Genomic DNA, 411 nt, shown 5'->3' with positions numbered 1-411 from the left:
ATATCTCTCAACAACATCTTTACTCATGTTACCTAGAGAGCCTAGATAATAGCTAGAAGACCATAAATGACCGCCCCAATATTGTTTTTGTCTAATTTCTGGATGTGTTTGTAAGAATAGGAATGCACTTCTGCCTTTTAGTGCTTTGATTACGTCTACTGCTGATTTTCTCGGTGGAAATGAAATAAGCATATGTACATGGTCTGGCATTACTTCCATTTTTTCAATGACTATTTCATTGTCGTCAGCTACTCTTTGTAGAATATCTTTCATTTCGTTAGATAACTTTTCATTTGTAAAAGTCTTATTTCTGTATTTTGTACACCAAATTAAGTGAAAATGTAAATTATACACATAACGCTTTGTGTATATTGCGTCTTTTATTTTATTAGTCATTGTATAGTCTCCTTT

General features: G+C 32.1%; 1 protein-coding gene. It reads right to left on the bottom strand.

Going from position 1 to position 411, the window contains the following annotated elements; genetic code table 11:
• Window positions 1-396 (bottom strand): IS200/IS605 family transposase (gene tnpA, locus NOU10_RS09305; RefSeq protein WP_034983528.1); only part of this gene is annotated, 396 nt, incomplete at its 3' end.
• Window positions 397-411: the final 15 nt, after the last annotated feature.

This window comes from Ligilactobacillus sp. MP3, assembly GCF_024436335.1.
In the GTDB taxonomy this organism is placed as follows: domain Bacteria; phylum Bacillota; class Bacilli; order Lactobacillales; family Lactobacillaceae; genus Ligilactobacillus; species Ligilactobacillus salivarius.
Note: the sequence above shows the minus strand (reverse complement) of the source record. Positions and strands in the feature narration are given on the sequence as shown.